We start from the raw sequence: 24,031 nt of genomic DNA on the forward strand, positions 1-24,031 counted from the left end.
GCACTTCTCCTACCCGGAGATCAGCGTCGCGGGCTGAGCCTCGCCTCCAGGTGCTCGGCGAGGGCGGCCACCGTCGGGTGGTCGAACAGCGCCGCCGCCGGGAGCTCGATGCCCGCGCGGGCCGTGACGCGGGTGCGGATCTCCAGCGTGGTCAGGGAATCGAAGCCCAGCTCGGTGAACGGCCGGTCGTCCGCGATCGCGTGCGGGTCCGGGTGGCCGAGCACCGCGGCCACCTCCGTGCGCAGGAGGTCGCGGAGCTTGGGCCCGGCGGGCTGCCGGGGCCAGGGGCGGGAACCGGTGGCCGGGCGCGGGTTCACGGTCATCGGCGGCTGGGTGAAGCGCGCCGGGATCAGGACCGGCTCGGGCGAGGCGAGGGCCGCGTCGAACAGCGCCAATCCTTGCCCCGCGATGATCCCCGTGACGCCGGACGCGGTGATCCGGCGGTGGGCGGTCGCGGAGATCCGGTCGCCGAGCCCGGTGCCGACCTCCCACAGGCCCCACGCCAGCGACACCGCCGGGCGGCCCGCCGCGCGCCGGCGGGACGCGAGCGCGTCCAGGAACCGGTTCGCGGCCGCGTAGTTGGCCTGGCCCGCCTTGCCGAAGGTCCCGGCGATCGAGGAGAACAGGACGAACGCCGTCAGCGGCAGGTCGCGCGTGACCTCGTCGAGAACCAGCGCCGCGTCCGCTTTCGGGCCCAGCACCGCGTCGAGCCGCTCCGGCGTCTGGGCGGACAGGACGCCGTCGTCGACCACCGCGGCGGAGTGCACGACGGCGGTCAGCGGCGGATCGCACGCCTCGACCAGGCGCCGCATCTGGGCCGGGTCGGCGGCGTCGGCGGCGACGATCCGGACCCCGGAGCCCAGCTCGGCCAGCTCGGCCGCGCCGGGAGCCGCCGGGCCACGACGGCTCACCAGCACGAGGTGCCGGACGCCGTGGGCGCGGACGAGGTGGCGGGCGACCAGTGCGCCGAGCGCCCCCGTGCCGCCGGTGATCAGCACCGTGCCCGCCGGGTCGATCGGCCGCGCGGCCGACGGCGTGGCCCGCGCGACGCGGAACACGTGGGGCACCCCGCCGTGGACGGCGATCTGCGGTTCCGTGCCGTCGCCGGCCAGGCCCGGCACGTCGGCGGACGCGCCGGGATCGAGGTCGACCATCGTCAGCCGCCCCGGGTACTCCGCGGCCGCCGAGCAGCCGAGGCCCCAGACCGCCGCGGCGGCCAGGTCGGGTTCGGGCCCGGTCGCGTTGCGCGTCACGAGGGCCAGCCGGCCGGGCTCGGCCAGCCGCTGCTGCAGGAGCCGCAACGCGCCGGCGGTCGCCGGGCGGACGGCACCGGACGGCGCTTCGACGACGTTCACCGGCTCGCTCGCCGGAACCGGCGCCACCGGCACCCAGCGCGGGCGGTACAGCATCGTGTCGGCCGGGCTCGCCGGCTTGGTGACCATCGACTCCACGCGCGCGAGCGGGCCGCCGTCCGTGCCGAACACCGTGACGCCGACCGTGCCGGGCCCTTCGGCGGTGACGTGCACCCGCGCCTGCCGGATCTGCGGCCCGAACAGCTCAACGCCGCTCCACAGGAACGGCATCCGCGGTTCGGTGTCCGGGGCCGCGAGCGCCGCCGCGTGCACCGCGGCGTCGAGCAGCACCGGGTGCACCTCGAAGGAGCCGCCCACGCCCGGCGGGAGCTCGATCTCGGCGTACACGTCGTCGCCGGCCCGCCACAACCGGGTCACCGCGCGGAAAGCGGGCCCGTAGGTGTGCTGCTCGTAGGCCGCGGCGACGTCGATCTCGGTCGCTTCCGCCGGTGGCCACTCGGCTTTCCACGGCTCGGGCCGCGGGCCGGGCGGCCGGAGCCGTCCGGTGGCGTGCCGTCGCCACGGCTGATCCGCGTGCGGGCGGGCGTAGGCGTCGAAGCGCGGCCCGTCGACGACGACCTGCAGGTCGTGGTCTTCCAGCGGCAGCGGCGCTTCGAGGACGAGTTCGTCGACGGCGGCCGTGCCCGCGTGCAGCGCGAGCTCGACGAACACCGCGCCCGGGACCACCGGTACGCCGCCGATGACGTGGTCGGCCAGCCAGCCCTGCGCCCGCGGGGTGAGCGCGCCGCCGTGCACGATCCGGGGCGAATCCGGGGCTTCCAGGGGCGGGCCGAGCAGGGCGTGCCCCGGCCCGGCCGGCACCGCCGGGTCGAGCCAGTAGCGCGTCCGGCGGAAGGGGTACGTCGGCAGCGGGACGATCCGGGCGCCGCTGCCGCGGAACACCTTCCGCCAGTCGACCGGGACGCCCGCGGTGTGCAGCGCGCCGAGCGCGGTGAGCACGCCCGCGCCGTCGAGGGTGGTGGTGACGGCGGCGTCGACGACCCGGCTGAGCACCGCGGCCGGGCCGATTTCGAGCGCGGCGCCCGGGGCGGCGGCCGTGACCGCGCCGGCGAACCGCACCGGCTGCCGGACGTGCCGCACCCAGTGCTCCGGCCCGCTCGCCGGGTCGAAGCGCGCGCCGGTCACGGCGGACACGAACGGGATTTCGGGGCGCCGGTGCCGGATCCCGGCGAGCGCGGCCCGGAACCCCGCGAGGATCGGGTCCATCGCGGGGGAGTGGAAAGCGTGGCTGACCCGCAGGCGCGTGCCGCCGCCCAGGCGCTCGGCGACGGCGGTGACGGCCGCCTCTTCGCCGGAGAGAACCACTGACCGTGCTGCGTTGACGGCCGCGATCGCGACCGGCCCGCCGTCGATCGCCGACACCGCCTCGGCTTCGCTCACCGGGACGGCGATCATCGCCCCGCCCGGCGGCAGCGCGGCCATCAGGCGCCCGCGCGCGGAAACCAGCGTGGCCGCGTCCGGCAGTGACAGGACACCGGCGACGTGCGCGGCGGCGATCTCGCCGACGGAGTGCCCCAGCACGACGTCCGGCCGCAGGCCCCACGACTCGAGCAGCCGGAACTGCGCGACCTGGAAAGCGAACAACGCGGCTTGGGCGTGCTCGGTGTGCGCGAGGTCGGCCGAGAGCAGATCGGGACCCGAGGTGCCCAGCTCGTCGCACACCTCGTCGAAGGCAGCGGCGAACTCCGGGAAGGTCCCGGCCAGCTCGCGGCCCATCCCGGGACGCTGGGCACCCTGCCCGGAGAACACGAACGCCAGCCGCGGTTCGTCGCGGACGGTCCGGCCGCGGAGTTCGCCGCCCGCGATCGCGCGCAGCGTTTCGCGGTGACCGGCGAGCACGCGGTGCCGCAGCGCCGGCCGGGCGGCGAGCGTGAAAGCGACGTCGATGCCGTCCGGCGCGTCGGCCAGGGCCGCCGCGACTGCACGTAAGGCGGGTTCGTCGTCGCCGCTGAGCAGCCACGGCGCCGCCGGGAAACCGGGCCGGGCCGCCGGGGTCTCCGGCGGGGCCTCTTCCAGCAGGACGTGGGCGTTCGTGCCGCCGATCCCGAACGCCGACACCCCCGCCCGCCGCGGCCGCCCGCCCGCCGGCCACGGCTGGGCTTCGGCGAGCAACGCCACCTGGCCCGACGACCAGTCGATGCGCGGGCTCGGGTTGTCCGCGTAGCGCGAGGGCGGCAGCTGCCCGTGCCGCAGGGCGAGCACCACCTTGACGATCCCGGCGACGCCCGCCGCGGCCTGCGTGTGGCCGATGTTGGACTTCACCGAGCCGAGCCACAACGGCTTCTCGCGGCCGCCGCCGTACGCGGCGATCAGCGCCTCCGCCTCGATCGGATCCCCCAGCGGCGTGGCCGTGCCGTGGCCTTCCACGGCGTCGACGTCCGCCGGGGCCAGGCCGGCGTCCGCCAGCGCCGCGGCGACCACCGCCCGCTGCGCCCGGCCGCTCGGCGCGGTGAGCCCGTTCGAGGCGCCGTCGGAGTTGACCGCGGACCCGCGCAGCAGCGCCAGTACGGGGTGACCGAGCCGCCGCGCGTCCGAAAGCCGTTCCAGCACCAGCACTCCGGCACCCTCGGCCCACGCGGTGCCGTCGGCGTCGGCGGCGTAGGGCCGGCACCGCCCGTCCGGGGACAGCCCGCGCTGGCGGCTGAAGGCGAGGAACGTCCTCGGCGTGGCCATCACCGTGGCGCCCCCGGCGACGGCCAGGGAACATTCGCCGCCGCGCAGGGCTTTCGCCGCCAGGTGCACCGCCACGAGCGACGACGAGCACGCCGTGTCGACGGTGAGCGTCGGCCCGGTCAGCCCGAACGTGTAGGCGATGCGGCCCGACGCCACCGCGTGCGACGACCCGATGCCCAGCCAGGCCTCGAGTTCGTGGCTGTCGAAGCGGCTGGCGTAGTCCTCGTTCATCACCCCGACGTAGACGCCGGTGTCGCTGCCCCGCAGGGCCGCGCGATCGAGACCGGCGCGCTCGAACGCCTCCCACGTGGTCTCCAGCAGCAGCCGCTGCTGGGGGTCGGTGGCCAGCGCCTCCTTCGGGGAGATCCCGAAGAACCCGGCGTCGAAGTCCCCGGCGTCGTAGAGGAACCCGCCGCGCTTGGTCACCGAAGTCCCGAGCCGGTCGGGGTCCGGGTCGTACAGCCGGCCGGTGTCCCAGCCGCGGTCGGCCGGGAAGTCGCCGGTCGCGTCCACGCCCTCGGAAACGAGCCGCCACAGGTCGTCCGGCGTCCGCACGCCGCCCGGGAACCGGCAGGCCATCGCGACGACGGCGATCGGCTCGTCCGCCGGCGCCGCCGTGGTCACCGGCGCGGCGGTCCGGGTGTCCCTGGCGATTTCCGCGATCACCTGGCGCGGCGTGGGGAAGTCGTAGATCAGCGAGACGGGCAGGGCAGTCCCCGCGTATTCGGCCAGCCGGTGCCGCAGCTGCACCCCGGCCAGCGACGTCAGGCCCAGCTCGGCGAAGGGCCGGTCGAGCCAGCCGTCGCCGACGTCGTGCCCGGCCAGCTCGGCGAGTTCGGCCCGCACCAGCCCGGCCAGGTCGTCCGGCACCGGCGCGGTGACCGCCCGGCGCAACGGCTTGCCCGACGGCGTGCGCGGGATCTCCTCGACCACGTGGAAGGCGACGGGGATCTTGTACGGCGACAGCTTTTCCCGGCACAGCCGGCGCAGTTCGCCGACGTCGAGCACGCCGGTGGGAACGACGAACGCGATGGGGACCTCGCCGACGAGTTCGTCGGGCCGCTTGCCGACGAGCACGTCCCGCACCGACGGCGACTCCGCCAGCACGGCCTCGACTTCGGCCGGGTGCACGTTCTGGCCGCCGCAGACGATGACGTCGTCGACCCGCCCGTCGAGGAAGAGCTTCCCGGCCGCGAACCGGCCCGCGTCCCCGGTGCGGTACCAGCCGTCGCCGAGGGCGGGCCGGCCGTGGTAGCCGAGCATCAGGCCGGGCCCGCGGACGAGGACTTCGCCGGCGTCCACCCGGATTTCGACGCCGGGCAGCGGGGTCAGCCCGGTTTCTCCGGGCTGCCCGAAGGCGATCTTCCCGCTCGTTTCCGTGCTGCCGTAGCCGTCCACGAGCGGGGTGCCGAAGAGGTCGCGCACGGCGGCCCGCGCGACCGGCCCGCAGACCGCGCCCGCGGTGAGGGACAGGCGCGGCGGCACCACCGGACCGCGGATTTCGTGGCGCAGGGCGGCATACGTGGCGGGAACCCCGCCGAGCACGCAGCCCGGGTGTTCGGCCAGCAGCTCGGCGTCGACGCCGGTGGCCAGCCGGGTGTGCGCGCCGATGGCGATCGTCCCGGCCACCGCGAGCGACAGCGCGTAGGCGTGGTGGACCGGCAGCGGCCACAGCACGGTGTCGGCCCGGCTCAGCCCCAGCACGGGGGAGTAGCAGGCGGCGACCGACCAGAGCACGGCCCGCTGCGTGGTCAGCACACCTTTGGGCCGGCCGGACGTGCCGGAGGTGTAGAGCAGCCAGGCCGGTTCGTCGAGCCCGAGGTCGTCGCGGGGTGCGCCGGACGCCTGGGTGTCCTCCACGGCGAGGACGCGCAACCGCGGCCGGTCCGCGGCCAGCGCCCGGACCCGGTCGAGGTGCCGGGCCTCGGTCAGCAGCAGGACGGCGCCGGAGTCGTCGGCGATGGCGGCCAGTTCCGCGTCGGTGGCGCCGACGTTGACCGGCACCCCGATCGCGGCCGCGCGCAGCACGCCCAGCAGGGCTTCGACGTATTCGACCCGGCGGCCGATGTGCAGCAGGACCTTCTCGCCCCGGCCGACGCCGAGCGCGCCGGCGAGCCGCGCGCTCGAATCCGCGAGCTCCCCGTAGGTGACCGAGCGCGTGCCGTCGGAAAACGCCGGGCTGTCCGCCGGGTGCGCTTGGACGAGCGACGGCAACGGGCGCAGCAGATCGGTGTGGACTCTCCCCATGGAACCACCGTAGCGGGATTCGCCCGCGTGCCGGTGGATCAGTCCTTTGTGGACTCACCGGTGGCCGCGGCGGCGATGTCGAGCGCGGCTTCCGCGGGCGTGCGGTCATCGGCGTCGTCGCCGCGTTCGGGGTGGGTGGCCACCGAGCCGGGATCGACCGCCTCGACGTGGATCCCGGCGCCGCGCAGCTCGGCGGCGAGGGCCGTGGTCAGGCCTTCGAGGGCGTACTTGGCCAGCGCGTACCCGGGCGCCCGGACGGTTTCGACGTCGGCGCCGATCTGGGCGGCGGCACCGCTGGAGACGTTGACGATCCGGGCGGCGGGTGCGGCCTCGAGCAGCGGCAGGCAGGCCTGGACGAGTGCCAAGGGGCCGAGGACGACGACGTCGTAGGAGGCGCGGGCCGCGGCGATGTCCGCGTCGAGCAGGGACAGCACGGTGAAGTCGGGCATGTTCGCGGCGTTGTTGACCAGCGCGTCGAGGCGGCCGGCCGTGGCGCGCAGGTGCTCGGCGCACGCCGCGACGTCCGCCGGGTCGGTGATGTCGAGCCGCACGGCCTCGGCGGAGAGGCCTTCGGCGACGAGTTCGGCGGCCCGTTCGCGGGTCTGTTCGAGGTTCCGCCCGGCGAGGACGGCGTGGTAGCCGCGAGTGGCGAGCTCACGGGCGACGGCGAAGCCGAGGCCGTGCGCCCGGCTCGCGCCGGTGACGAGGGCGACCGGTGATTTGTTCATGACACCTACTGTAGGGATCTCCTACAATTGTGCCAACCCGCTTTCCTGGCCTAGGATCGGCGCCATGTCCGATCGCCCCCGTGCTCTGCTGCGCTGGCCCACGTACCTGATGGGCCGCCTCCACCGCGGCGGCGTCGCGCGGATCGACGAGGAACTGGCGGCCATCGGCACGTCGTTGCGCGACTTCTACGTCCTGGTCTGCGTCGGCGAGTACGGCCCGCTGTCCCAGCAGTCCGTCGCCGACCGCCTCGGCCTCGACCGCAGCGACCTGGTCAAGGTGCTCGACCGCCTGGAAGCGGCGGGCTGGGTGATCCGCGAGCGCGACACCGAGGACCGCCGGCGGCACGTGCTGACGCTGACGGAGGACGGACGCGTGATGGTGGCGAAGACGGAGGAGGTCTCGGCCGCGGTGACGGGCGAGCTGCTCGCCCGGCTGACCCCGCGCGAGCAGGACACCCTGCACCGGTTGCTGCTGAAGGCTTCCGGTGATCAGGCCGGCCGGTAGCGGGTGGCGAGGGCGGGGCTCTGCCCGCCGAACGCGGCCAGTTCCGCGCCGAAGACCGACTCCAGCAGCCTCGCGTCTTCCACGCCCGGCGCGCACACGACCTCGCCGAGTTCCAGGCCGCGCAGCGAAGCCGAAACGACGTCGGCCGCGCTCATCCGCGGGACCGCGCTGAGGTCCAGACCTTGCCGCGAGTGGAACTCGGTCGCGACCACCCCCGGGCACACGACCTGCACCCGGACGCCGGTCTCCGCCAGTTCGGCGCTGAGCGCCTGGGACATGGTGACCAGGTGGGCGAGCGTCCCGGCGTAGACGGTCCGCCGCGGCAGCCGGCCCTGCGGGGCGGGTCCGCTGAAGGCGATCATCCCGGCCACGTTGACGATCGCGCCGCGACGGCGTTCGACCATGCCGGCGACCGCCGCGCGGGCGAGCAGCGTCGGTGCGAGGACCTTGACCTTGACCAGTTCGCGGGCCTTCGCCGCGGGCAGGTCGGCCAGCGGCATGTAGTGCGCGACGCCGGCGTTGTTGACCAGCAGGTCGAGCGGCTCGCCGGCGGCGATCTCCGCGACTTCGTCGATGCCGTCGTCGGTGGACAGGTCGGCCGCCACCGTGCGGATCCCGACCTCGGGGTGGGCGGCGGCGAACTCGTCGAGCCGCTCCTGGCGCCGCCCCACGAGCACCAGGTCGTGGCCGTCGGCGGCCAGGCGCTCGGCGAACGCCCGGCCGATGCCCGACGTCGCGCCGGTGACGAGGGCGAGCTTGCTCATGGTCGAACGTCCTTCCGGAGAGGTGGGGCCGGCGCGAGCGCGGCGGAACCGAGGAGAGCCAGCTTGTCCGCGGCGTCGGTGCCGGGATCGGGGTGGTAGACCGCGAGCACGAGCCCGGGTGCGTCGCTCAGCAGCAGCTTTTCCCGGTTCAGCACCAGTTCCCCGACCTGCGGGTGGGCGAAGCGCACGGTCGCGCCGCGCCGGTTCGCCACGTCGTGGCGGGCCCACAGCTCGCGGAACCGCTTGCTGGCCAGGGAAAGCTCGCCGACGAGCTCGATGAACCGCGGGTCGTCGGTCTCGGTCCCGACCGCCTGGCGGAACCCCGCCACCAGCCCTTGGGTGGCGAGGTGCCAGTCGGGGAAGAGGGCCTGCTCGGCCGGGTCGAGGAAGACGTCCCGCAGCCGGTTCGCGCCGGCGACGAGCCGCGGCGAGATCGCCTCGGCGAGCGGGTTGGCCGCCAGCACGTCGAGGTAGCGGCCCTCGACGAACGCGGGCAGCCCGACCGCCGCGAGGAACTTGAGCGTGCCGGGCGGGACCGTCTCCTTCCGGCGCCGCCGCCGTTTCAAGGATCGTGGCCGCTGCTCGGTGAGGCCGATCAGGTACGCCGTGGTGTCGTCGTCGAGCTGCAGCACGCGGGCGATCGCTTCGAGGACCTGCCGCGACGGGTTGCGGTCGCGGCCCTGCTCCAGGCGCAGGTAGTAGTCGGCGCTGATGCCGGCCAGCTGCGCGACCTCTTCCCGGCGCAGCCCCGGCACCCGCCGCACGCCGCCGGCCGGGACGCCGGCCTGCTCGGGTGTCAGCAGCTCCCGGCGGGCGCGGAGGTGATCGCCCAGCAGGTTCGGTTCGTCGGTCACCACTTCACGGTAAGCCGCGCGCGGCGCCGGTGCCTGGTCCTGTCACCCCCAGGGAAGTCGGTCCGGTGTGGACGCCACGCGTCAGCCGACCGGGAACTTGACCCCGGTGAGCTCTTCCGACACCGTCCACAAGCGCCGCTGCACCGCGACGTCGTAGGACTGCGGGCTCGAAGCGACCACCTGCGGGCGCCCGCGGTAGCCGCCGAGGCCGTCGGGGCCGTAGTACTGGCCGCCGAGCGCGGCGGGGTCGGTCGCGGCGCGCAGGATCGGCAGCGCGCCCCGCTCCGAGCTCTGGGTGAACAGCGGCGCGACGGCCGGGAAGAGCGCGCGGGCGATGGCGGGGGAGTTGCGCATCAGCTCGGTGCGCGCGACCCCGGGGTGCGCGGCGACGGCGGCGGTGGTGCCCCGCGGCGCGAGGCGGCGCTGCAGTTCGTAGCTGAACATGAGGTTGGCGAGCTTGGCTTGGCCGTAGGCGGCGACGCGGTCGTAGGAGTTCTCCCACTGCAGGTCGTCGAAGTGGATCGAGGCGCGGATGCGGTGGGCGATGCTGGCGACGGTCACGACGCGGGAGCCTTCGACCGGCAGCAGGAGGTCCAGCAGCAGGCCGGTGAACGCGAAGTGCCCGAGGTGGTTGGTGCCGAACTGCAGCTCGAAACCCTCGCGGGTGGTCTGCCGCGGCGGGTACATGACGCCGGCGTTGTTGATCAGCAGGTCGATCTTCGGCAGCGTCCCGCGCAGCTCGGCCGCGGCGGCGCGGACGGAGTCGAGCGACGCGAGGTCCAGCTCCTGCACGGTGACGTCGGCGTTCGCCCCCAGCTTGGCGGCGGCTTTCTTGCCCTTCTCGACGTCGCGCACGGCCAGCACCAGCGTTGCTCCCCGCTCGGCCAGCACCTTGGCGGTGTCGAAGCCGAGCCCGGTGTTCGCGCCGGTGATCACGGCGACGCGGCCCTGCTGGCCGGGAACGTCGCGGTCGGTCCAGTTCTTGTTCATGGCTGGGGGTCCCTCCGGGTGGCGGCCCTTGCGGACCGGCGGTCTGTTACATCTCCGACGCTAAGGAACCGTCGGTCTGATGTCAAGAGACAACCGGTCTGTAAATTTTCGCGGCGGGCGTTAGGCTGGTCGTATGACGTTCCAGCGGGCGCGCAGCGCGGAGCAGCGAGAGGAGCGGCGGCGCACGATCCTCGACACGGCGCTGGCCATGCTCGACGAGATGCCGGTGGCCGACGTGAGCCTCAACGAGCTCAGCCGCCGGGTCGGCCTGGCGAAGTCGAACGTGCTGCGCTACTTCGAATCCCGCGAAGCGATCCTGCTCGAACTCCTCGACGGCGCCCTGCGGGACTGGCTGACGGAGGTGTCGGCGGAGCTGGCGGCGGGCGTGGACCGCGACCGCCCGGCGTCCGCGCGGGGCGACGCGTTCGCGGCGGTGGTCGCGCAGTCCCTGGCTCGCCGGACGGTCCTGTGTGACCTGATCGGCGCGCAGGCGGGGGTGCTGGAGCACAACGTGTCGGTCGATGTCGTGGTGCGCTTCAAGCAGTCGGCGCTGGCGGGGTTGGAGACGTTGGCCGAGCTGCTGCGGGGGTACGTCCCGGAGGTGGGCGCGGAGGCGTCTTCGGTGTGCTTGATGGCGATGATTTTGACGGGCGGGTTGTGGACGCACTGCCGGCCTTCGCCGAGCGCTTTGGCGGCGTACGAGGTGGACCCGGCGCTGGCGGCGTTGCACTTGGAGCTGGCACCGGCTTTGCAGCAGGGGCTGGCGATGCTGATCGCGGGAGCCATGTCCCGCAACGGCTGAGCCGGCTCGAGGCGGGATCAGGTCTTGATGGTTTGAACCGAGCCGTTGATCACGACGCTCGGATTGGATCTCCCGTCAGGAGCACGCGAGGTCAGGAAATTTTGGACAAGCCTGGCGGTCGGTGTGACGTGGGGCATCAGGAGTACGGCGATGAGGAACCAGGCGGCGGCCTGCACCAGGTCGCCGATGGGGCCGAACAGGGAGAGCCCGAAGATCGGGGGAACCGTGAAGAACAAGATCAGCAACTTGGTGAACGGGGCCACGTGTTCGCGGTCGTCGCGCACCCGTGCGACCTCCCGTGAGTGGAAGCCGACGTCCCCTTCGTCGTTGTGCGCCACCACCGTCCAGTTGCGGGCTTCCTGCCCCGTGGCCAGCAGCCTGACGGTGATCGACGCGCCCTTTTCGATGTGGCCGATCCGGAACACGGCTTCCTGATCCGACTCTTCTTCGGCGGTGTCGCGGGACACTTTCATTTCACGTTGAGGCCGCGGTCGGCAGGCTGCTTCGACGATGACGGCGCCTTCCGGAACCGCGAACCTGATCAGCTCGTTCTTCACGACCCGGTTGCCGGTGTTCGAGATGGTGCAGTCGATCACGGCCAGGTCTTGCACCGGTCTGCCCTTGTAGGTGATACCGAGGTGCTGCGCGATTTCATCTTCTGCTCGCGCCAGGCCGATTTCAGTCCTCGCGTCCCAAGACAATTGCTTGTGCGGATCGTTGCGACGCTTGATGCGGTCGGTCACGAGGGTGACCACGCCGCCGACGACCACGCTGATCGCCGCGAGGGCGATCTTGAACGCGACGCCGTTCGTGTCGATGCCGGCCGAGTCCGCCGCGAGGGTCGTCAACATGATCGGGCAGTCTCCTGTTCGCACCGATGGTGAGCTCGTTCATCACTAGTCGGTGCCCGATCACGTGCTGTTACGGAGATCCGCAGTTGTCGACTTTCAGGTCGTAGACCGCCGCAGTACCAGCCAAGCCGTGCCGCCCAAGGCCGACGCGAGCACCAACGGATAAGCCGCGAACAGCGTCAGCGATGGCTGGTCACCCAGGAAACTCCCGATCGGGCGCCACCAGTTCTGCGTGGTCGCCAGCGCACCCGCCGCCGCGAGGAGGGCCACGCTGGTGAACACCGCGAGGTAGATCCCCGACTGCCGCCAGCGCTGGAACACCACCCCCGCCAGCACGCAGACCGCCGACGTCGCCACGATCGGTCCGGTGAACGCCAGCCACTGCGTGAGCGGGCCGTCCTGGCGCAGCGCGCCGAGCCCGTAGATCCGGGCCTGCCGCCCCCAGCCGCCGGTCAGCCGCTCCACGGCGGCGAAGCCCACCAGCAGCAAGCCGAAGAACAGTGCCTGCCCCACGACCACGAGCGCCGTCGCCGCGGCGAAGCGGCGGCGGGTCACGCCCAAACCCAGCGTGAACGGGAAGACCTGCGTCATCGTCTGCAGGTGCGCCGTCGCGGCCACGCCCAGCAGCATCGGCAGCAGGTACACCTCGTGGTCGCCGACGGCGGTCTGGCCGTTGGAGACGTCGATGCCCCAGCCCAGCAAGGGGAGCGCGGCCGCCGCGGCCAGCGGGTACGCGAGCAGCGCCGGCCAGTTGACCAGCTGGATCCGGGCGACGTCGAGCACGCGCGTCATCGGGCTTCCTTCCCGGCCGCGACCAGCGCGCCGTGGTGCTGGGTGGTGCGGACGACCAGTTGCTGCAGCGAAACCGGCTCGAAGTCCAGTCCGGGGTGGGCCCGGTCCGGGGCGCCGGTGAGGGTGACGCGCAGCGCGCCGCCGATGCGTTCGCGGTGCAGTTCTTCGTACCCGGCCGCGTAACGCTCGACGGCGTCGGCGGGCCCGGTGACCGCGACGGCCTCGCCACGCAACGACTCCGCGTCCGCGTCGATGAGCACCCGGCCCCCATCGAGGAGGACGACGTGCTCGATCAGGTCGCTGACCTCGTCGATCAGGTGTGTGGAGAGCACGATCGTGCGCGGGTGCGCGGCGTAGTCGGCGAGCAGGCGGTCGTAGAACAGCTGGCGCGCGACGGCGTCGAGGCCGAGGTAGGGCTCGTCGAACAGCGTCAGCGGCGCCCGCGACGCCAGCCCGATGATGACCCCGACCGCCGACAGCTGCCCGCGCGAGAGCTTGCCGAGCAGCTGCCCGGACGGGACGGCGAAGTCCGCCAGCAGCTCGGCGGCGAAGGCGGTGTCCCAGTTCGGGTAGAGCAGTTCGGCGGCCCGCAGGGCGTGGCGCACCCGGAACTTCTCCGGGTAGTGCTGGCTTTCCTTGATGAAGCACGTCCGCGCGAGCACGTCGGCGTTTTCGTACGGGTGCTGCCCGAAGACCTCGACCGTGCCGCCGGTTTCGAAGCTCTGCCCGGTGAGGATCCGCATCAGCGTGGTCTTGCCGGCGCCGTTGCGGCCGAGCAGGCCGTGGATCGTGTTCCCGGCGAGCGTCACGCTGACCCCGTCGAGCGCGGCGAGGGCGCCGTAGCGCTTGGTCACCCCGGTCGTGCGCACCACGTTCATCGTTCCGGCTCCCAGACGTCGATCAGCTTCTTGATCTCCTCGGCGTCCATGCCGAGCTTGCCCGCCTCCGCCATCAGCGGGGTGACGAACTGCCGCGTGAAGTCCCGGCGCCGCCGTTCGAGCAGCTGCGCGCGGGCATCGGTGGCGACGAACATGCCGATGCCTCGTCTCTTGTAGAGGATCCCGTCGGCGACGAGCTGGTTGATGCCCTTCGCCGCGGTCGCCGGGTTGATCCGGTGGAAGGCCGCGAGCTCGTTGGTGGACGGCACCTGCGCGTCCGCGGCCAGGCTCCCGTCGACGACCGAGTTCTCGATCTGCTCGGCGATCTGCAGGAACAGCGGCCGCCCGTCGTCTTTCACGCCGACCACCGCGCACGGCGGTTCGTCGGTTCATTACTCATGTAACTAACCATGGAGGCTCGGGTGCCGCCCTGTCAAGCCCGGCCGTGTCAGCGCGGTGTCCGGGTGGTGTCAGGCAGCCCGCCGAAAGTAGCCGTCATGACGCAGAACACGATCTCCTCGCACTGGACCGGCCTGGTGGCCGTCGAAGACACGGCCCTCGCGGTCACCGACACCGGCGGCCCCGGCGTCCCGGTGGTCTACCTCAACGGCCAGTTCGCCACCCAGGGCTACTGGAAGCGGGTCCTCGCCGAACTCGGCGACGGCTTCCGCCACATCACCTACGACGAGCGCGCCCGCGGCAAGTCGAAGCGCTCGGCCGACTACTCCTTCGAAGCCGCGATCCGCGACGTCGACGCCGTGCTCGCCGCCCGCGGGGTGGAGCGCGCGGTGCTGGTCGGCTGGTCCTACGGCGCGGTCGTCGCGGCGCACTGGGCCCATCGCAACCCCGAGCGCCCTCGGCGCGGTCCTGGTCGACGGCGCGTACCCGCACGACTGGCTCGACGACGCCATGGAACTGCGGATCCGCAAGCTGTTCAAGCGGATGAGCTGGTTCCTGCCGCTGCTGCGCCCGACCGGCCTTGCCCCGCGCATGACCGCCGCCCAGCAGGCGGAAAGCAACATCGAACTCGGGAAGCTGTCCCGCGAGCGCGAGCTGGGCCCGGTGCTCGACGGCATCACGGTCCCGGTCCGGTACGTCGTCGCGTCGGGAACTTCCTTCGGCAGCAAGGGCGGCGAACAGGAGCGCATCCGCGCCGGCCTCGACGCGGTGCTCGGCCGGAACCCGAACATCACCCGCGAGAAGGTCGCCGGCAACCACGGCGCGATCCTGCGCAAGGACTTCGGCGCGGTCGCCGGTGCCGTCCGCGGGATCGCCGCCGGGTCCTGACGGCTACAGCAGGGTGTCGTCGAAGCCCAGGGGGTCCTCCCGGGAGCGGTCGAGGACGTGCTGCGCCTCCTTTTCGCGGCCGCACGAATGCAACGCGGCCACGGCGATCTTGCGGCACTGCCGCAGGCGGTCGGGCGATCCCTCCAGCCGCACCGATCCGTACGCTTCGGTCAGCAGCTCCACTGCCTGGTCCCACTCCCTTTGCAGGTAAGCGAAGTACGCCATCACGGAAAGGGTTTCGCTGATCGAGTCGGGGTCGTCCCGCCGGCCCTCCTCGAGGTTGGTCCGCATCACCGCCAGCGCGCCGGGCAGGTCGTCGCGCTTCACCAGCAGCTGGGCCGTGTTGGTGCGGATCTGGCTCCGGTAGCGGAACCCGGCGTCGCGGTCCACGGCCACCCAGCCGTCGTCCGGGATCAGCGCCGCGGCCCGGTCGATGGCGCGCCGGGCGCCGTCCTCGTCTCCCTGGCGGAGGCGGGCCAGTGCTTCGAGGTTGGCGGCCAACGCGCACAAGGTCGACGCGTCGGCGGGGGAGACCCGGTAGCGGCGTTCGGCGTCCCGGGCGTGGGCTTCGAGGCCGGCCAAGCGGACGAGCGCGCCGGCGGGGTCGTTCTTGCGCTTGAGCGCCCACGCGGCGTGGCGCAGCTCGGTGAGCATTCCGTCCACTTCGGATGGTGCGGCGGCGACCGCGCGGCGGAAGAGGTCGCCGGTGTCCAGCGGTGTCGCGGGGTCACCGGCCGCCACGACGGCGCCGATGAGCAAGGCCCCGAACGAATCCGGGACGCGGTCCGCGGCGAAGACGGCGTTCACCAGCACCCGTGCGAGCGGCCACGCGCCGGCGAAACAAACCTGGGCGTCGACCAGCGCGCACAGGTCCCGGTCGTCCAGGTCGCCCCGCGCCCAGTCGTCGGCCCACGTCTCCGCGGAGACGGGTTCGCCGTCGGCGGGCGGCAGTGCCTGGAGGCGAAGGTGCTCGTCCAGGAACAGTGCGGCCTCCGCCAAGCCGCGGACGCCGAGATCGCTGATGTAGTTGGCCTGAACGGGCAGGCGCGTGCGCGGCACGACCGGCAACGCCGCCGGGCGTGCGCGCGCCACCAGCCCGTACTGGGCGACGAGCGTTCCGTCGCCGTCCGCCCGCAGCACGGCGCGGGCCAGCCGCACCGGCTCGTGCACGTCGAGGTTCATCCGCTGCTCCTGAGGTCGGGGCGGGGTCGCTCCCGGGAGCGACCCCGCGGGTGGGTCAGCAGTTGTAGGGGTGCACCCAGCACTTGAGCAGCCCGCTGACGGTGGCGTCCGGGCTCGCCAGTTCCGCCACGACCTGGTCGGTGGTCTGGACCTTGGCCGGCTCGGTCGCCGCCGCGGACGCCCCGCCGACCAATGTCAGCAGGGCCGCGGTGGCCCCGGACGAAACGACGGCGAGCTTCACCAGAAGACGTCGCATGGATCCCTCTCCTTCGTAGGAGGCGCCTCGGCGGCGCCCCGACGGCCCGATCACGGGTGAGGAAGCAACGTGGTTTAGGCCCGAAAGAGTGAATGCCTGGCGAGCGGCCGCCTTGACACGCTCGCCCGTCATTCATACATTCATTGTCACTTTGTATGAATGACGGGAGTTGATCCGCATGCGGCTCGGCCGGACCGCCGTCGTCCTGGGTGGCAGTGCCGCCGGTCTCTGCACCGCCGGTGCCCTCGCGCCCTTCTTCGGGCGCGTGCTCTTGCTGGAGCGCGACCGGCTGCCGGCCGGAGCGGAACACCGGCGCGGGGTGCCGCAGAGCAAGCACCCGCACTTCCTCCTGAACTCGGGGCGGCGGGCGATCGGCGCGCTCTTCCCCGGCTTCGAAGCCGACCTGATCGCGGCGGGCGGGCTGCACCTGATGCCGTCCATGGACGCCGCCTACCTCGACGGCGAGGGCTGGTCGGCGCGCAAGCGCAGCTCGATGACCATGATCTACGGCTCGCGGATCCTCATCGAACGCGTGCTGCGCGACAAGGTGCGCGAACTGCCCAACGTCGTCATCCGCGAAGGGACCACGGCCGGTGGACTGACCTTCGAAAACGGGGCGGTGACCGGGGTCGACGCCGGCGGCGAGCACCTCGACGCCGATTTCGTCGTCGACGCGGCGGGCCGCGGCTCCCCGGTGGCCGGCTGGCTGACCGCGGCCGGGTGGCCCGCGCCCGCGGCGCAGACCCTCGACGCCAAGGTCACCTACACCTCACGCTGGTACGACCTGCCCGGCGAGCGCCCGGCGTCCTGGTGGTGGCGGCACCTGGTGATCATGCCGACGCCGGACAAGGGCGACCACCCGGCCGAGCACGACTTCCTGGTCAACTTCTTCCCCGTCGAGGGCAACCGGGTCATCGCCTGCATGGGTTCGTGGGGCCTGGAAATGCCCCGCACCACCGACGCGTTCGCCGAGGTGGCCCGCCGGGTGCGGACGCCCTTGTTCGCCGCCGCGATGGACCGGTGCAAGCCGGCGTCCGAAGTGCACCTCACCCGTTCGACCGGCAACAAGTGGCGCCGCTACGACCGCCTGCGCACACTCCCGCGCGGCCTGGCGTTCGTCGGCGACGCCATCTGCGCGTTCAACCCCTTCTACGCGCAGGGCATCAGCTCCGCGGCGGGCTCGGCGCTGCTCCTGCGTGAACACCTTTCCCGCGCCGACCGGCTCGACGCGGGCTTCGGCAAGCGCTTCCTCGCCGCGCAGCGCAAAGCGCTCCAGGTGCCGTGGCGGCTCGCGATGGCCCGGGACCAGGGCTACGCGTGCGCCGAGGGCACCGAGCGGCCGCCCGAGTGGAAGCGCCGGATCCTCGCGGGCGTGTCGGCGCCGGCGTTCAGCCTGATCGTCGGCGCGGCCCGGGAGGACGACGTCGTCGACGAGCACTTCGCCAAGGTGTTCAACCTCGACGAGTCGCTGGGGGACATGCTGCGCAACCCGCGCGTGCTGGCGGGGCTCGTGCGCTACCGCGTCCGCGCGGCCCTCGGGCGGCACCGGGTGCCGTTCGGGTTCGACCCGCGCGCCGAGCCGCCGGCCACGGACTATTCGACGGCGACCGCGCGATGAGCCCGGCGTGCGGGCCGGACGCCGAGGCCGTCACCCGCGGGCTCGGCTTCGACTGCCACGACGTCTCGCCGGTGGTGTCGGTCCGCTCCCCGTGGGACCTCGCGAACTGGACGCTGCCGGTGCTCGAACTGCTGATCGTCGCCGGCGCCGTCTTCGCGCTGGTGCACGCCGTGCGCCGGTACCGCGCGGGTGACCCGGTCAACCTGGCGCTGTGGTGCGCTTCCCTGGTCTACCTGTTCGTCACCGAACCGCCGCTGTACTTCCCGGAGTGGTTCGGGCTCGACGAGCTGTACGGCTTCATCTTCGCCCACAACCGGTTCACCGTGCAGTTCATGGGGGACCGGCTGCCGCTCTACATCGTGGCGTTCTACCCGGCGTTCAGCCAGCTCGCGTACGAGGTCGTGCGGTCGCTCGGGATCTTCCGGCGCGGCGCGCTGCGCGGAGCGGTGGCCGTCGCCTTCGTGTGCCAGGTGTTCTACGAGGTCTTCGACCAGATCGGGCCGCCGCTGAAGTGGTGGGCCTGGAACCCCGGCAACGCCGTCGTGAACCACCCGGCGCTGGCGACCGTGCCGATGACCAGCATGCTGCTGTTCGCTTCGGTGTCGATGGCCGCGATGACATACCTGGTCGTGCGGCTGAAAGGCCGAGCCGCGTTCTTGCTGGCCGGCGTGCTCACCCCGTTCGCCATGGTGATCGCGGGCCTCCCGGCGAGCGTTTTCCAGGGGAATTCCACAGCACAGGCCTGGATCCTCGGCGTCGAGCTGGCCGCGGTCTGGCTGGCCGGCGGCTGGATCGTCGCCACCGGCCGGCCGGCCGAGCCGGTGTCCGCCTTCGCGCGGATCTACCCGGCCGCCTACCTGGGCGTCCTGGCGGTCATCTGGCTCTCCGCGCTCCACGAGGTCCCGCTCGAAAGCGGGCTCTACGCGCTCGCCTGCTTCGTCGCGGCCGGGTTGGTGCTGGCCGCGCTGCACCGGGCCCGCCGCCCTGCCCCGGCGTGACCGGGTGCGGTCGGGGAAGATGACGGGCATGGGGCACCACGGATGGCGGGGCAACCCGCCCGGCACGGAGGACGAGGCCCGCCGCCGGATCGTCGAAGCGGCGACGGCGTGCCTCGACCGCGTGGGACTGGCCAAGACGAGCCTGTCCGACGTCGCCGCCGAAGCGGGCGTGACCCGGCAGACCGTCTACCGCTACTTCCCGGGCTTGAAGGACATCCTGCGCGCGGTCGGGCTGGCCGGGGTCGAGGAGTTCGCCGGGCGGATGGAGCGCCACCTGGCCACGTTCGGCACCGCCACCGAGGCCGCGGTGGAATCGGTGGTGTGGGCGGTCCGGACGGTCCCCGCCGAGCCCCACCTCGGCCTCCTCCTGCAGGCGGGTGAGGCCGACTTCTTCACCGACGGCGTCATCTCGCCGCTCGCGTTCTCGTTCGGCACGCGCATCCTGCGCAACCTCCCGGTCGACTGGGCGGCGGCGGGCGTCACGACCGAGGAAGACCTCCGCGGCCTCGCCGAGATCCTGATGCGGCTCTTCATGTCGTTCCTGCAGCACCCGACGACCCCACCCCCGGCGGACGACGAGCTGCGGGCCCTCGTCCGCCGCTGGCTCGGCCCCGCCCTCGGCGGCTAGCGTCAGGGCTTCTTCGGCGGCTTCTGGTACGGCTTCGTCGCGCCGGTCTCCGCGTTGTGCTCGGTGACCTGGATGCCCTGCTCCTCGAGCTTCTTGTACTCGATCGCGTCGAAGATGTTGTCCGGGCGCCGGTACGGGTAGATGTCGCCGTCCGGGTTGGGGATGCCCGTGCTCGTCTGGGCGCCCGGCTTGTCGGGGAAGACGACGTGGGTGTCGGCGTTCGAGTTCTTCGCGAACGTCTCCGACGCGTGGTCCCACTTCTCCTTGACGAAGGTCTTCTGGTCCAGGTTGGACGTTCCGTGGTCGCCGTGCGACCAGTAGCCCTGGCCCGGGTCCTTCATCATCTTGTCGTCGACCCAGCCGGGCATCTTCAGGTGGTTGTCGGCGACCAGCCCTTCGAGGGTGTTGCCGCCGTGCTGCTTGGCGACCGAGTTGGCCTTGAACTCGATCGAGCCCAGGTACGGGTCGTCCGGGGCGCCGTGGCCCTTCTTGTAGCCGCCGGACCAGAAGAAGTGCTTGTCCGCCTTCATCATGTCGTCCAGCTTCGGCTTGAACGCCTCCCACTCCTCGCGCGTCATGCGGTTGACGTCGACGCCGAGGTCGGGCCGCTTCGACGGCGGGGGCTTCAGGTCCGGGTGCTCGTCGAAGTCGTCCGGGCGGGGCCGCTTCTTCGTCGGCGGCCCGGTCTTGCCGCAGGTGCCGACGAGGCCGAGCGGGTCGCCGGTGAGCAGCGGCTCGGCGACGTAGCCCGCCGGGTCGGGGGCGGCCGCGAGGCCGAGCGGGTCCTGGCTGAGGTAGCGCGCGGTTCCGGGGTCGTAGTAGCGGAACACGTTGTAGTGCAGGCCGGTTTCCTCGTCGCGGTGCTGACCGGGGAACGCCAGCGGCACGGCCCCGGTGTCGGCGCCCGGCAGCGGCGCGCCCCAGAACGCGCTGCGGTCGCGCCAGGTCACCGCACCCCGCTCGTCCAGCAGCTCGGTCGGCGTGCCGGCCGGGGTCGTGATCACGCAGCGGAACCGCTCGCCGGCCGCGGTCCGCTCGACCTGCACGACCGGGTGACCGTCGCCGGGGTGCCGCTCCCACGTCAGGGTCCGGCGCGAGCCGTCCGCACCGAACTCGACGCGCTCCACGAGGTCGAAGCCGCTCCAGAGGAAGCGCGTGTCGCCGGCGAGCTCGGGTTCGCCGCCGTCGCCGGTGACCCAGCGGCGCTTGGCGAACCGGCGGCCGAGCGGGTCGTAGTGGTACGTCCAGCGCGCGCCGTCCGGCGTGCGCACACCGCGCAGCCGGTCCAGCCCGTCCCACGAGTACGTCCACGACCGGCCGCCGCGCGAGCGCACGGTGACGCGGCCCTGCGCGTCGCCGGTGTAGCGGATTTCGCCCGTGATGAGCCGGCCCGCGGCGTCGCGGGTGAACCGCTCGGCGCCCCCGGGCCCGTGCGCCTCGCTGACGCGGCCCGCGGCGTCGAAGTCGAGCCGCCACGGCCGGGTGGCGTCCCCGACCGCGGCGAGCCTGCCGTCGGGCCGGTAGCCGTACGTGCGCTGCCCGACGCCCGCGATCTCTTCGGCGGCGACGCGGTCCTCGACGCAGAACCGCCGTCGCAGCACCACTTCGCCGTCGACGCTGCGGGTGACCTCGCGCCCGGCCGCGTCGTGCTCGAACCCGACGTCGTGCCCGGCGATCCGCAGCGACCGCGGCAGCCCATCGCCGTCGAAGCGCCACTCACTGTCCACACCGGACGAAGTGCGGCGCCGGAGGACGGTCTCGTCGTGGTCCCAGGCGACGCCGAGCCCGTTGACCGTCTCGACGATCAGCCGGCCCCGCCGGTCGCGGACGAACTCCACGCGCGCTTCGGCGTTCTCGGCCAGCGACAGCCGCCCGAGCGCGTCGTAGGCGTAGCGGGTGATGTCCTCGGCCGTGCGCCGTTCGACGACGTTGCCGAGCAGGTCGTAGGTGAACTCGGTGACCTCGCCGAGGCCGTTGGTCAGCCGCCGCAGCTGCCCGGCCTCGTCGTAGCCGAAGGTCAGCCGGCGGCCGTCGTAGTCGGTCTCGGCGACCAGGCGCCCGGCGGGGTCGTAGGCGTAGCGCCAGGTCCGGCCGGCCGGGTTCGTCACCGACGTGAGCCGCAGTTCGCCGTCGTAGGTGTACGTCGTGCGCGCGCCGGTCGCGTCGATGTCCGCCACCGGCAGCCCGAACGCGCCGTAGCGGCGGCGCCACACGCCCCCGGCCGCGTCGCGGTGCTCGACGACCTGCCCTTCGGCGTCGTGCAGCCAGGTTTCCCGGTCGCCGTGCGGGCCGATCCGCCAGGCGCGGCGGCCCTCGGCCGTCCAGCCGAGCCGGGCGGCGCCGCCGGACGCGGTGTGCACGAGCTGGGGTCTGCCGAACAGGTCGCGGTCGCCGGGGCGCACCGACGCGTCGGTCACCGGCGCGTCGCCGAGCGGGTCGGGCGCCGCACCCGGCCCGGCCGAGACCGCCGCGCCCGGCAGCACGGTGAACGGATCGGCCGCGGGCACCACCCGCTGCACGGCGGCGTCCCCCTCGCCGACCCGCAGGCGCACCTCGCCCTCGGCGGCGGGCGCCGTGCGGACGACGGAGCCGTCGGGCCGGATGACCGTCGCCAGTTCGCCGTCCCGGTGGTCGTACCGGGTTTCGCGGCCCAGTTCGTCCACTTGGGACAGCAGCTGGTCGTAGCGGCTCCACGTGTACCGGCGGGAGTTCCCGAGCGGGTCGGTCCGGCCGATGAGCTGTCCGGCGTCGTTGAGCCGGTAGGTCCAGGTGTGGCCGAGCGCGTCGGTGTGCCGGGTGGTGCCGGGCGAGTAGGCGAACGCCGCGTTGTAGAAGCCGTTCGCCCCGACGGCGCGGACGCAGCGGCCCTCGGCGTCGTAGACGTAGCGGTACCAGGTGCCGGTGCGGTCCCGCCAGCCGACGAGCCGGTGCTCGTAGTCGTAGTCCAGCGTCATCGGGCGGCCCGCGAAGTCCGCGACGGTGGTCAGCTGCCCGAGCCGGTTGTAGCCGAACCGGACCAGCGGCGCGGCCTCGGGCGCGCCGAGCGCGACCACGCGGCCGCCGTCCGTCCCGATCCGGAGCTCGACGCCGTCGTCGCGGCGCAGCGCGGCGGGCGTTCCGTCGGCGGCGTAGGCGATCTCGGTGCGGCTGCCGTTCCGCTCGATCGCCGCGAGCCGCCCGTCATCGCCGAAGTGCAGCTCGCGGTCGCCGGCGGACAGCCGGTAGCCGCCGGGCGAGCGGTGCAGCGGCAGGCGTGGGCCTTCCAGTGGCAGCACGGGATCGCCGGCGGGCACCGGGTAGACGAGGACCATGCCGTCTTCGGCGTAGAACCGGACCGCAGCGGGACCGAACGCCAGCCGCTGGTCCAAAGTGGACGCCCACGACCGGCCGAACCACCGGCCCGCCCGGTAGGCCGAGAGGTGCGTGCGCGACAGTTCCAGATCGCCCGCGTCGCCCGGCAGGACGAGGTCGACCTGGGTCATCACGACCTCGCCGGTCGCGATGTCCACGGGGTCACCGCAGTAGGTCTTGCTGTCCGACGGCTGGGCCCGGTCGCGCGGCCCGTCCCCCTTCGGCTCGGCCTTGGGGTCGCCCTTCGGCTTGCCGCCGGGCGCCGGCGTCTCGACCTTCGGCGGGGGCGGGCTGACCGGCGGATCGTTCTTGGGCGGCGCGTCCGGCTTGGGCGGCGGGTCGGTCTTGGGCGGGGTGTCGGGCCCCTTGGCACCCGAGGTGTGGGTGCCGTCGTCGGGCTTGCCGTTCGGCCCGTCACCGCCTTTGCCGTGGGGCCCGTCGATGCCCTTGGGGTTGCCGTTGATGTCCGCGTGCTTCGGCGCGGGTGCGGCCTTGCCCGGCTTGATGTTCTTCAACGCCTTCGCCGCATCCGCGAACAAATCCCCCGCCCGCTTCAGCAACGGCACCAACGCCTTCAACGCCGTGACCAGCCGCTTCACCAGATCAGCGATCTTCGACGCCGTCTTCGCCACCGCACCGATCACCTGCGGCACCACCCACGTCAGACCGATACCCAAGGTGAACACCACCTGCAACGCCCAGCTGATCAAATGCCCGATCAGCTCCGCGATGATGTCCCGCACCAGCGCCCGCACCGCCGCGACCACCTCACCGGCGGTCTTCACGCCGCTGGAGGCGCCTTCGCAGCCCTTCTGCGCGGTCTCCAGCAAGGTGACGGTGTCCTGGGCGCGCTGCCGGTAGGTGTCAGCGGCGTTGCCGGTCCAGGACGCGGTGTCGGCCTTCACCATCCCGGTCAGGTCTTCCCCGACGCTGCCCAGCTCCGTGGCGACGTTCTTCCACGTCTCCGACTGCGCCGCGATCTCGTCGGCGTTGCCGGTCAGCCCGTTGAGCGCCTCCTTCAGCGGCCCGACGTGCTCCATCAGCCACCCGACCCCCGCGGCCAGGACAGCACCGAAGGGGTCCATCGCCATCGACAACGCGTCCAGAGCGGTGCCCACGGCACCCATCGCGACCGAAGCCCAGTCGCCTGATTCGATCGCGGACTTCAGGTCGTTCGCCGACTCCAGCAGCGAGATGCCCGAGTACGCCTTGGTCGAGTCCTTGGTCTCCGCGACCAACGGGTTCCCCATGGAC

18 protein-coding genes and 1 pseudogene are annotated in these 24,031 nt (G+C 73.0%); 7 read left to right on the plus strand and 12 right to left on the minus strand.

Features of this window, described 5'->3' with window-relative positions; translation table 11 throughout:
* Window positions 1–20: 20 nt before the first annotated feature.
* Both ACLJQM_RS39975 and ACLJQM_RS39980 read right to left on the minus strand, forming a co-directional pair.
* Complete coding sequence (locus ACLJQM_RS39975; protein ID WP_410635523.1) at window positions 21–6,293, minus strand: SDR family NAD(P)-dependent oxidoreductase; 6,273 nt, start codon at window positions 6,291–6,293, stop codon at window positions 21–23.
* Between the two features lie 38 nt (window positions 6,294–6,331).
* Entirely contained in the window at window positions 6,332–7,021 is a 690-nt protein-coding gene (locus ACLJQM_RS39980) for an SDR family NAD(P)-dependent oxidoreductase (RefSeq protein ID WP_360782151.1), read from the minus strand.
* A 64-nt stretch (window positions 7,022–7,085) separates the two neighbouring features.
* Here ACLJQM_RS39980 and ACLJQM_RS39985 point away from each other — a divergent pair, with 64 nt between their 5' ends.
* Window positions 7,086–7,526: a MarR family winged helix-turn-helix transcriptional regulator gene (locus ACLJQM_RS39985; protein WP_360782153.1), complete on the plus strand. Its 441-nt coding sequence runs from the start codon at window positions 7,086–7,088 to the stop codon at window positions 7,524–7,526.
* Here the strand turns inward: ACLJQM_RS39985 and ACLJQM_RS39990 are convergent.
* The 3 genes from ACLJQM_RS39990 to ACLJQM_RS40000 form a co-directional block, all read right to left on the minus strand.
* Complete coding sequence (locus ACLJQM_RS39990) at window positions 7,511–8,290, minus strand: SDR family NAD(P)-dependent oxidoreductase (RefSeq protein WP_410635524.1); 780 nt, start codon at window positions 8,288–8,290, stop codon at window positions 7,511–7,513. The genes ACLJQM_RS39985 and ACLJQM_RS39990 overlap by 16 nt on opposite strands.
* Window positions 8,287–9,144, minus strand: coding sequence for a helix-turn-helix domain-containing protein (locus ACLJQM_RS39995; RefSeq protein ID WP_410635526.1), 858 nt, complete (start codon window positions 9,142–9,144; stop codon window positions 8,287–8,289). The genes ACLJQM_RS39990 and ACLJQM_RS39995 overlap by 4 nt, the downstream gene beginning before the upstream one ends.
* Before the next feature lie 81 nt (window positions 9,145–9,225).
* Entirely contained in the window at window positions 9,226–10,134 is a 909-nt protein-coding gene (locus ACLJQM_RS40000; RefSeq protein ID WP_360782158.1) for an SDR family NAD(P)-dependent oxidoreductase, read from the minus strand.
* Window positions 10,135–10,267: 133 nt separating this feature from the next.
* Between ACLJQM_RS40000 and ACLJQM_RS40005 the strand changes: the two genes are divergently transcribed.
* A complete protein-coding gene (locus ACLJQM_RS40005) occupies window positions 10,268–10,936 on the plus strand; it encodes a TetR/AcrR family transcriptional regulator (protein ID WP_360782160.1) in 669 nt (222 codons plus the stop codon).
* A gap of 17 nt (window positions 10,937–10,953) precedes the next feature.
* Here ACLJQM_RS40005 and ACLJQM_RS40010 read toward each other — a convergent pair whose 3' ends face one another.
* From ACLJQM_RS40010 to ACLJQM_RS40025, 4 genes are all read right to left on the minus strand, one after another.
* The gene (locus ACLJQM_RS40010; RefSeq protein WP_410635527.1) at window positions 10,954–11,787 is read right to left on the minus strand and encodes a hypothetical protein; all 834 of its coding nucleotides are present in this window, start codon (window positions 11,785–11,787) and stop codon (window positions 10,954–10,956) included.
* A gap of 96 nt (window positions 11,788–11,883) precedes the next feature.
* Window positions 11,884–12,579, minus strand: a complete 696-nt coding sequence (locus tag ACLJQM_RS40015) for a hypothetical protein (RefSeq protein ID WP_410635529.1) — start codon at window positions 12,577–12,579, stop codon at window positions 11,884–11,886.
* Entirely contained in the window at window positions 12,576–13,457 is an 882-nt protein-coding gene (locus tag ACLJQM_RS40020) for an ATP-binding cassette domain-containing protein (protein ID WP_410635531.1), read from the minus strand. Before ACLJQM_RS40020 ends, ACLJQM_RS40015 begins: the two co-directional genes overlap by 4 nt.
* Window positions 13,454–13,825: a GntR family transcriptional regulator gene (locus ACLJQM_RS40025; protein WP_410635533.1), complete on the minus strand. Its 372-nt coding sequence runs from the start codon at window positions 13,823–13,825 to the stop codon at window positions 13,454–13,456. Before ACLJQM_RS40025 ends, ACLJQM_RS40020 begins: the two co-directional genes overlap by 4 nt.
* Before the next feature lie 129 nt (window positions 13,826–13,954).
* Between ACLJQM_RS40025 and ACLJQM_RS40030 the strand changes: the two are divergent.
* Together ACLJQM_RS40030 and ACLJQM_RS40035 are read left to right on the plus strand one after the other, a co-directional pair.
* A pseudogene (locus ACLJQM_RS40030) lies at window positions 13,955–14,251 on the plus strand (alpha/beta fold hydrolase); the annotation flags it as partial.
* A 115-nt stretch (window positions 14,252–14,366) separates the two neighbouring features.
* On the plus strand, window positions 14,367–14,744 hold the full coding sequence (locus ACLJQM_RS40035) for a hypothetical protein (protein WP_410635535.1): 378 nt from the start codon (window positions 14,367–14,369) through the stop codon (window positions 14,742–14,744).
* Between the two features lie 3 nt (window positions 14,745–14,747).
* On the opposite strand, the gene ACLJQM_RS40040 is transcribed toward ACLJQM_RS40035, so the two are convergent.
* Together ACLJQM_RS40040 and ACLJQM_RS40045 are read right to left on the minus strand one after the other, a co-directional pair.
* Window positions 14,748–15,926: a hypothetical protein gene (locus ACLJQM_RS40040; RefSeq protein ID WP_410635536.1), complete on the minus strand. Its 1,179-nt coding sequence runs from the start codon at window positions 15,924–15,926 to the stop codon at window positions 14,748–14,750.
* Window positions 15,927–15,981: 55 nt separating this feature from the next.
* Complete coding sequence (locus ACLJQM_RS40045) at window positions 15,982–16,182, minus strand: hypothetical protein (RefSeq protein WP_360782173.1); 201 nt, start codon at window positions 16,180–16,182, stop codon at window positions 15,982–15,984.
* 178 nt (window positions 16,183–16,360) lie between these two features.
* Between ACLJQM_RS40045 and ACLJQM_RS40050 the strand changes: the two genes are divergently transcribed.
* The 3 genes from ACLJQM_RS40050 to ACLJQM_RS40060 are packed head-to-tail and all read left to right on the plus strand — an operon-like array spanning window position 16,361 to window position 19,426.
* Window positions 16,361–17,800, plus strand: a complete 1,440-nt coding sequence (locus ACLJQM_RS40050; protein WP_410635538.1) for an FAD-dependent oxidoreductase — start codon at window positions 16,361–16,363, stop codon at window positions 17,798–17,800.
* The gene (locus tag ACLJQM_RS40055) at window positions 17,797–18,798 is read left to right on the plus strand and encodes a hypothetical protein (RefSeq protein WP_410635540.1); all 1,002 of its coding nucleotides are present in this window, start codon (window positions 17,797–17,799) and stop codon (window positions 18,796–18,798) included. The genes ACLJQM_RS40050 and ACLJQM_RS40055 overlap by 4 nt, the downstream gene beginning before the upstream one ends.
* A gap of 28 nt (window positions 18,799–18,826) precedes the next feature.
* Window positions 18,827–19,426 (plus strand): TetR/AcrR family transcriptional regulator, encoded by a 600-nt coding sequence (locus ACLJQM_RS40060; protein ID WP_410635541.1) that lies wholly within the window; start codon window positions 18,827–18,829, stop codon window positions 19,424–19,426.
* Window positions 19,427–19,428: 2 nt separating this feature from the next.
* Here the strand turns inward: ACLJQM_RS40060 and ACLJQM_RS40065 are convergent, their stop codons facing one another.
* Window positions 19,429–24,027, minus strand: coding sequence for a DUF6531 domain-containing protein (locus ACLJQM_RS40065; RefSeq protein WP_410635543.1), 4,599 nt, complete (start codon window positions 24,025–24,027; stop codon window positions 19,429–19,431).
* Between the last annotated feature and the right edge of the window lie 4 nt (window positions 24,028–24,031).

The sequence above is a fragment of the Amycolatopsis sp. cmx-4-83 genome (assembly GCF_046548815.1).
GTDB classification, from domain to species: domain Bacteria; phylum Actinomycetota; class Actinomycetes; order Mycobacteriales; family Pseudonocardiaceae; genus Amycolatopsis; species Amycolatopsis pretoriensis_A.

Coding starts and splice junctions, on each gene's coding strand:
- ACLJQM_RS39975 (WP_410635523.1), bottom strand. CDS start 6,293: ATGGGGAGAGTCCACACCGATCTGCTGCGCCCGTTGCCGTCGCTCGTC.
- ACLJQM_RS39980 (WP_360782151.1), bottom strand. CDS start 7,021: ATGAACAAATCACCGGTCGCCCTCGTCACCGGCGCGAGCCGGGCGCAC.
- ACLJQM_RS39985 (WP_360782153.1), top strand. CDS start 7,086: ATGTCCGATCGCCCCCGTGCTCTGCTGCGCTGGCCCACGTACCTGATG.
- ACLJQM_RS39990 (WP_410635524.1), bottom strand. CDS start 8,290: ATGAGCAAGCTCGCCCTCGTCACCGGCGCGACGTCGGGCATCGGCCGG.
- ACLJQM_RS40000 (WP_360782158.1), bottom strand. CDS start 10,134: ATGAACAAGAACTGGACCGACCGCGACGTTCCCGGCCAGCAGGGCCGC.
- ACLJQM_RS40005 (WP_360782160.1), top strand. CDS start 10,268: ATGACGTTCCAGCGGGCGCGCAGCGCGGAGCAGCGAGAGGAGCGGCGG.
- ACLJQM_RS40010 (WP_410635527.1), bottom strand. CDS start 11,787: ATGTTGACGACCCTCGCGGCGGACTCGGCCGGCATCGACACGAACGGC.
- ACLJQM_RS40015 (WP_410635529.1), bottom strand. CDS start 12,579: ATGACGCGCGTGCTCGACGTCGCCCGGATCCAGCTGGTCAACTGGCCG.
- ACLJQM_RS40020 (WP_410635531.1), bottom strand. CDS start 13,457: ATGAACGTGGTGCGCACGACCGGGGTGACCAAGCGCTACGGCGCCCTC.
- ACLJQM_RS40035 (WP_410635535.1), top strand. CDS start 14,367: ATGGAACTGCGGATCCGCAAGCTGTTCAAGCGGATGAGCTGGTTCCTG.
- ACLJQM_RS40040 (WP_410635536.1), bottom strand. CDS start 15,926: ATGAACCTCGACGTGCACGAGCCGGTGCGGCTGGCCCGCGCCGTGCTG.
- ACLJQM_RS40045 (WP_360782173.1), bottom strand. CDS start 16,182: ATGCGACGTCTTCTGGTGAAGCTCGCCGTCGTTTCGTCCGGGGCCACC.
- ACLJQM_RS40050 (WP_410635538.1), top strand. CDS start 16,361: ATGCGGCTCGGCCGGACCGCCGTCGTCCTGGGTGGCAGTGCCGCCGGT.
- ACLJQM_RS40055 (WP_410635540.1), top strand. CDS start 17,797: ATGAGCCCGGCGTGCGGGCCGGACGCCGAGGCCGTCACCCGCGGGCTC.
- ACLJQM_RS40060 (WP_410635541.1), top strand. CDS start 18,827: ATGGGGCACCACGGATGGCGGGGCAACCCGCCCGGCACGGAGGACGAG.
- ACLJQM_RS40065 (WP_410635543.1), bottom strand. CDS start 24,027: ATGGGGAACCCGTTGGTCGCGGAGACCAAGGACTCGACCAAGGCGTAC.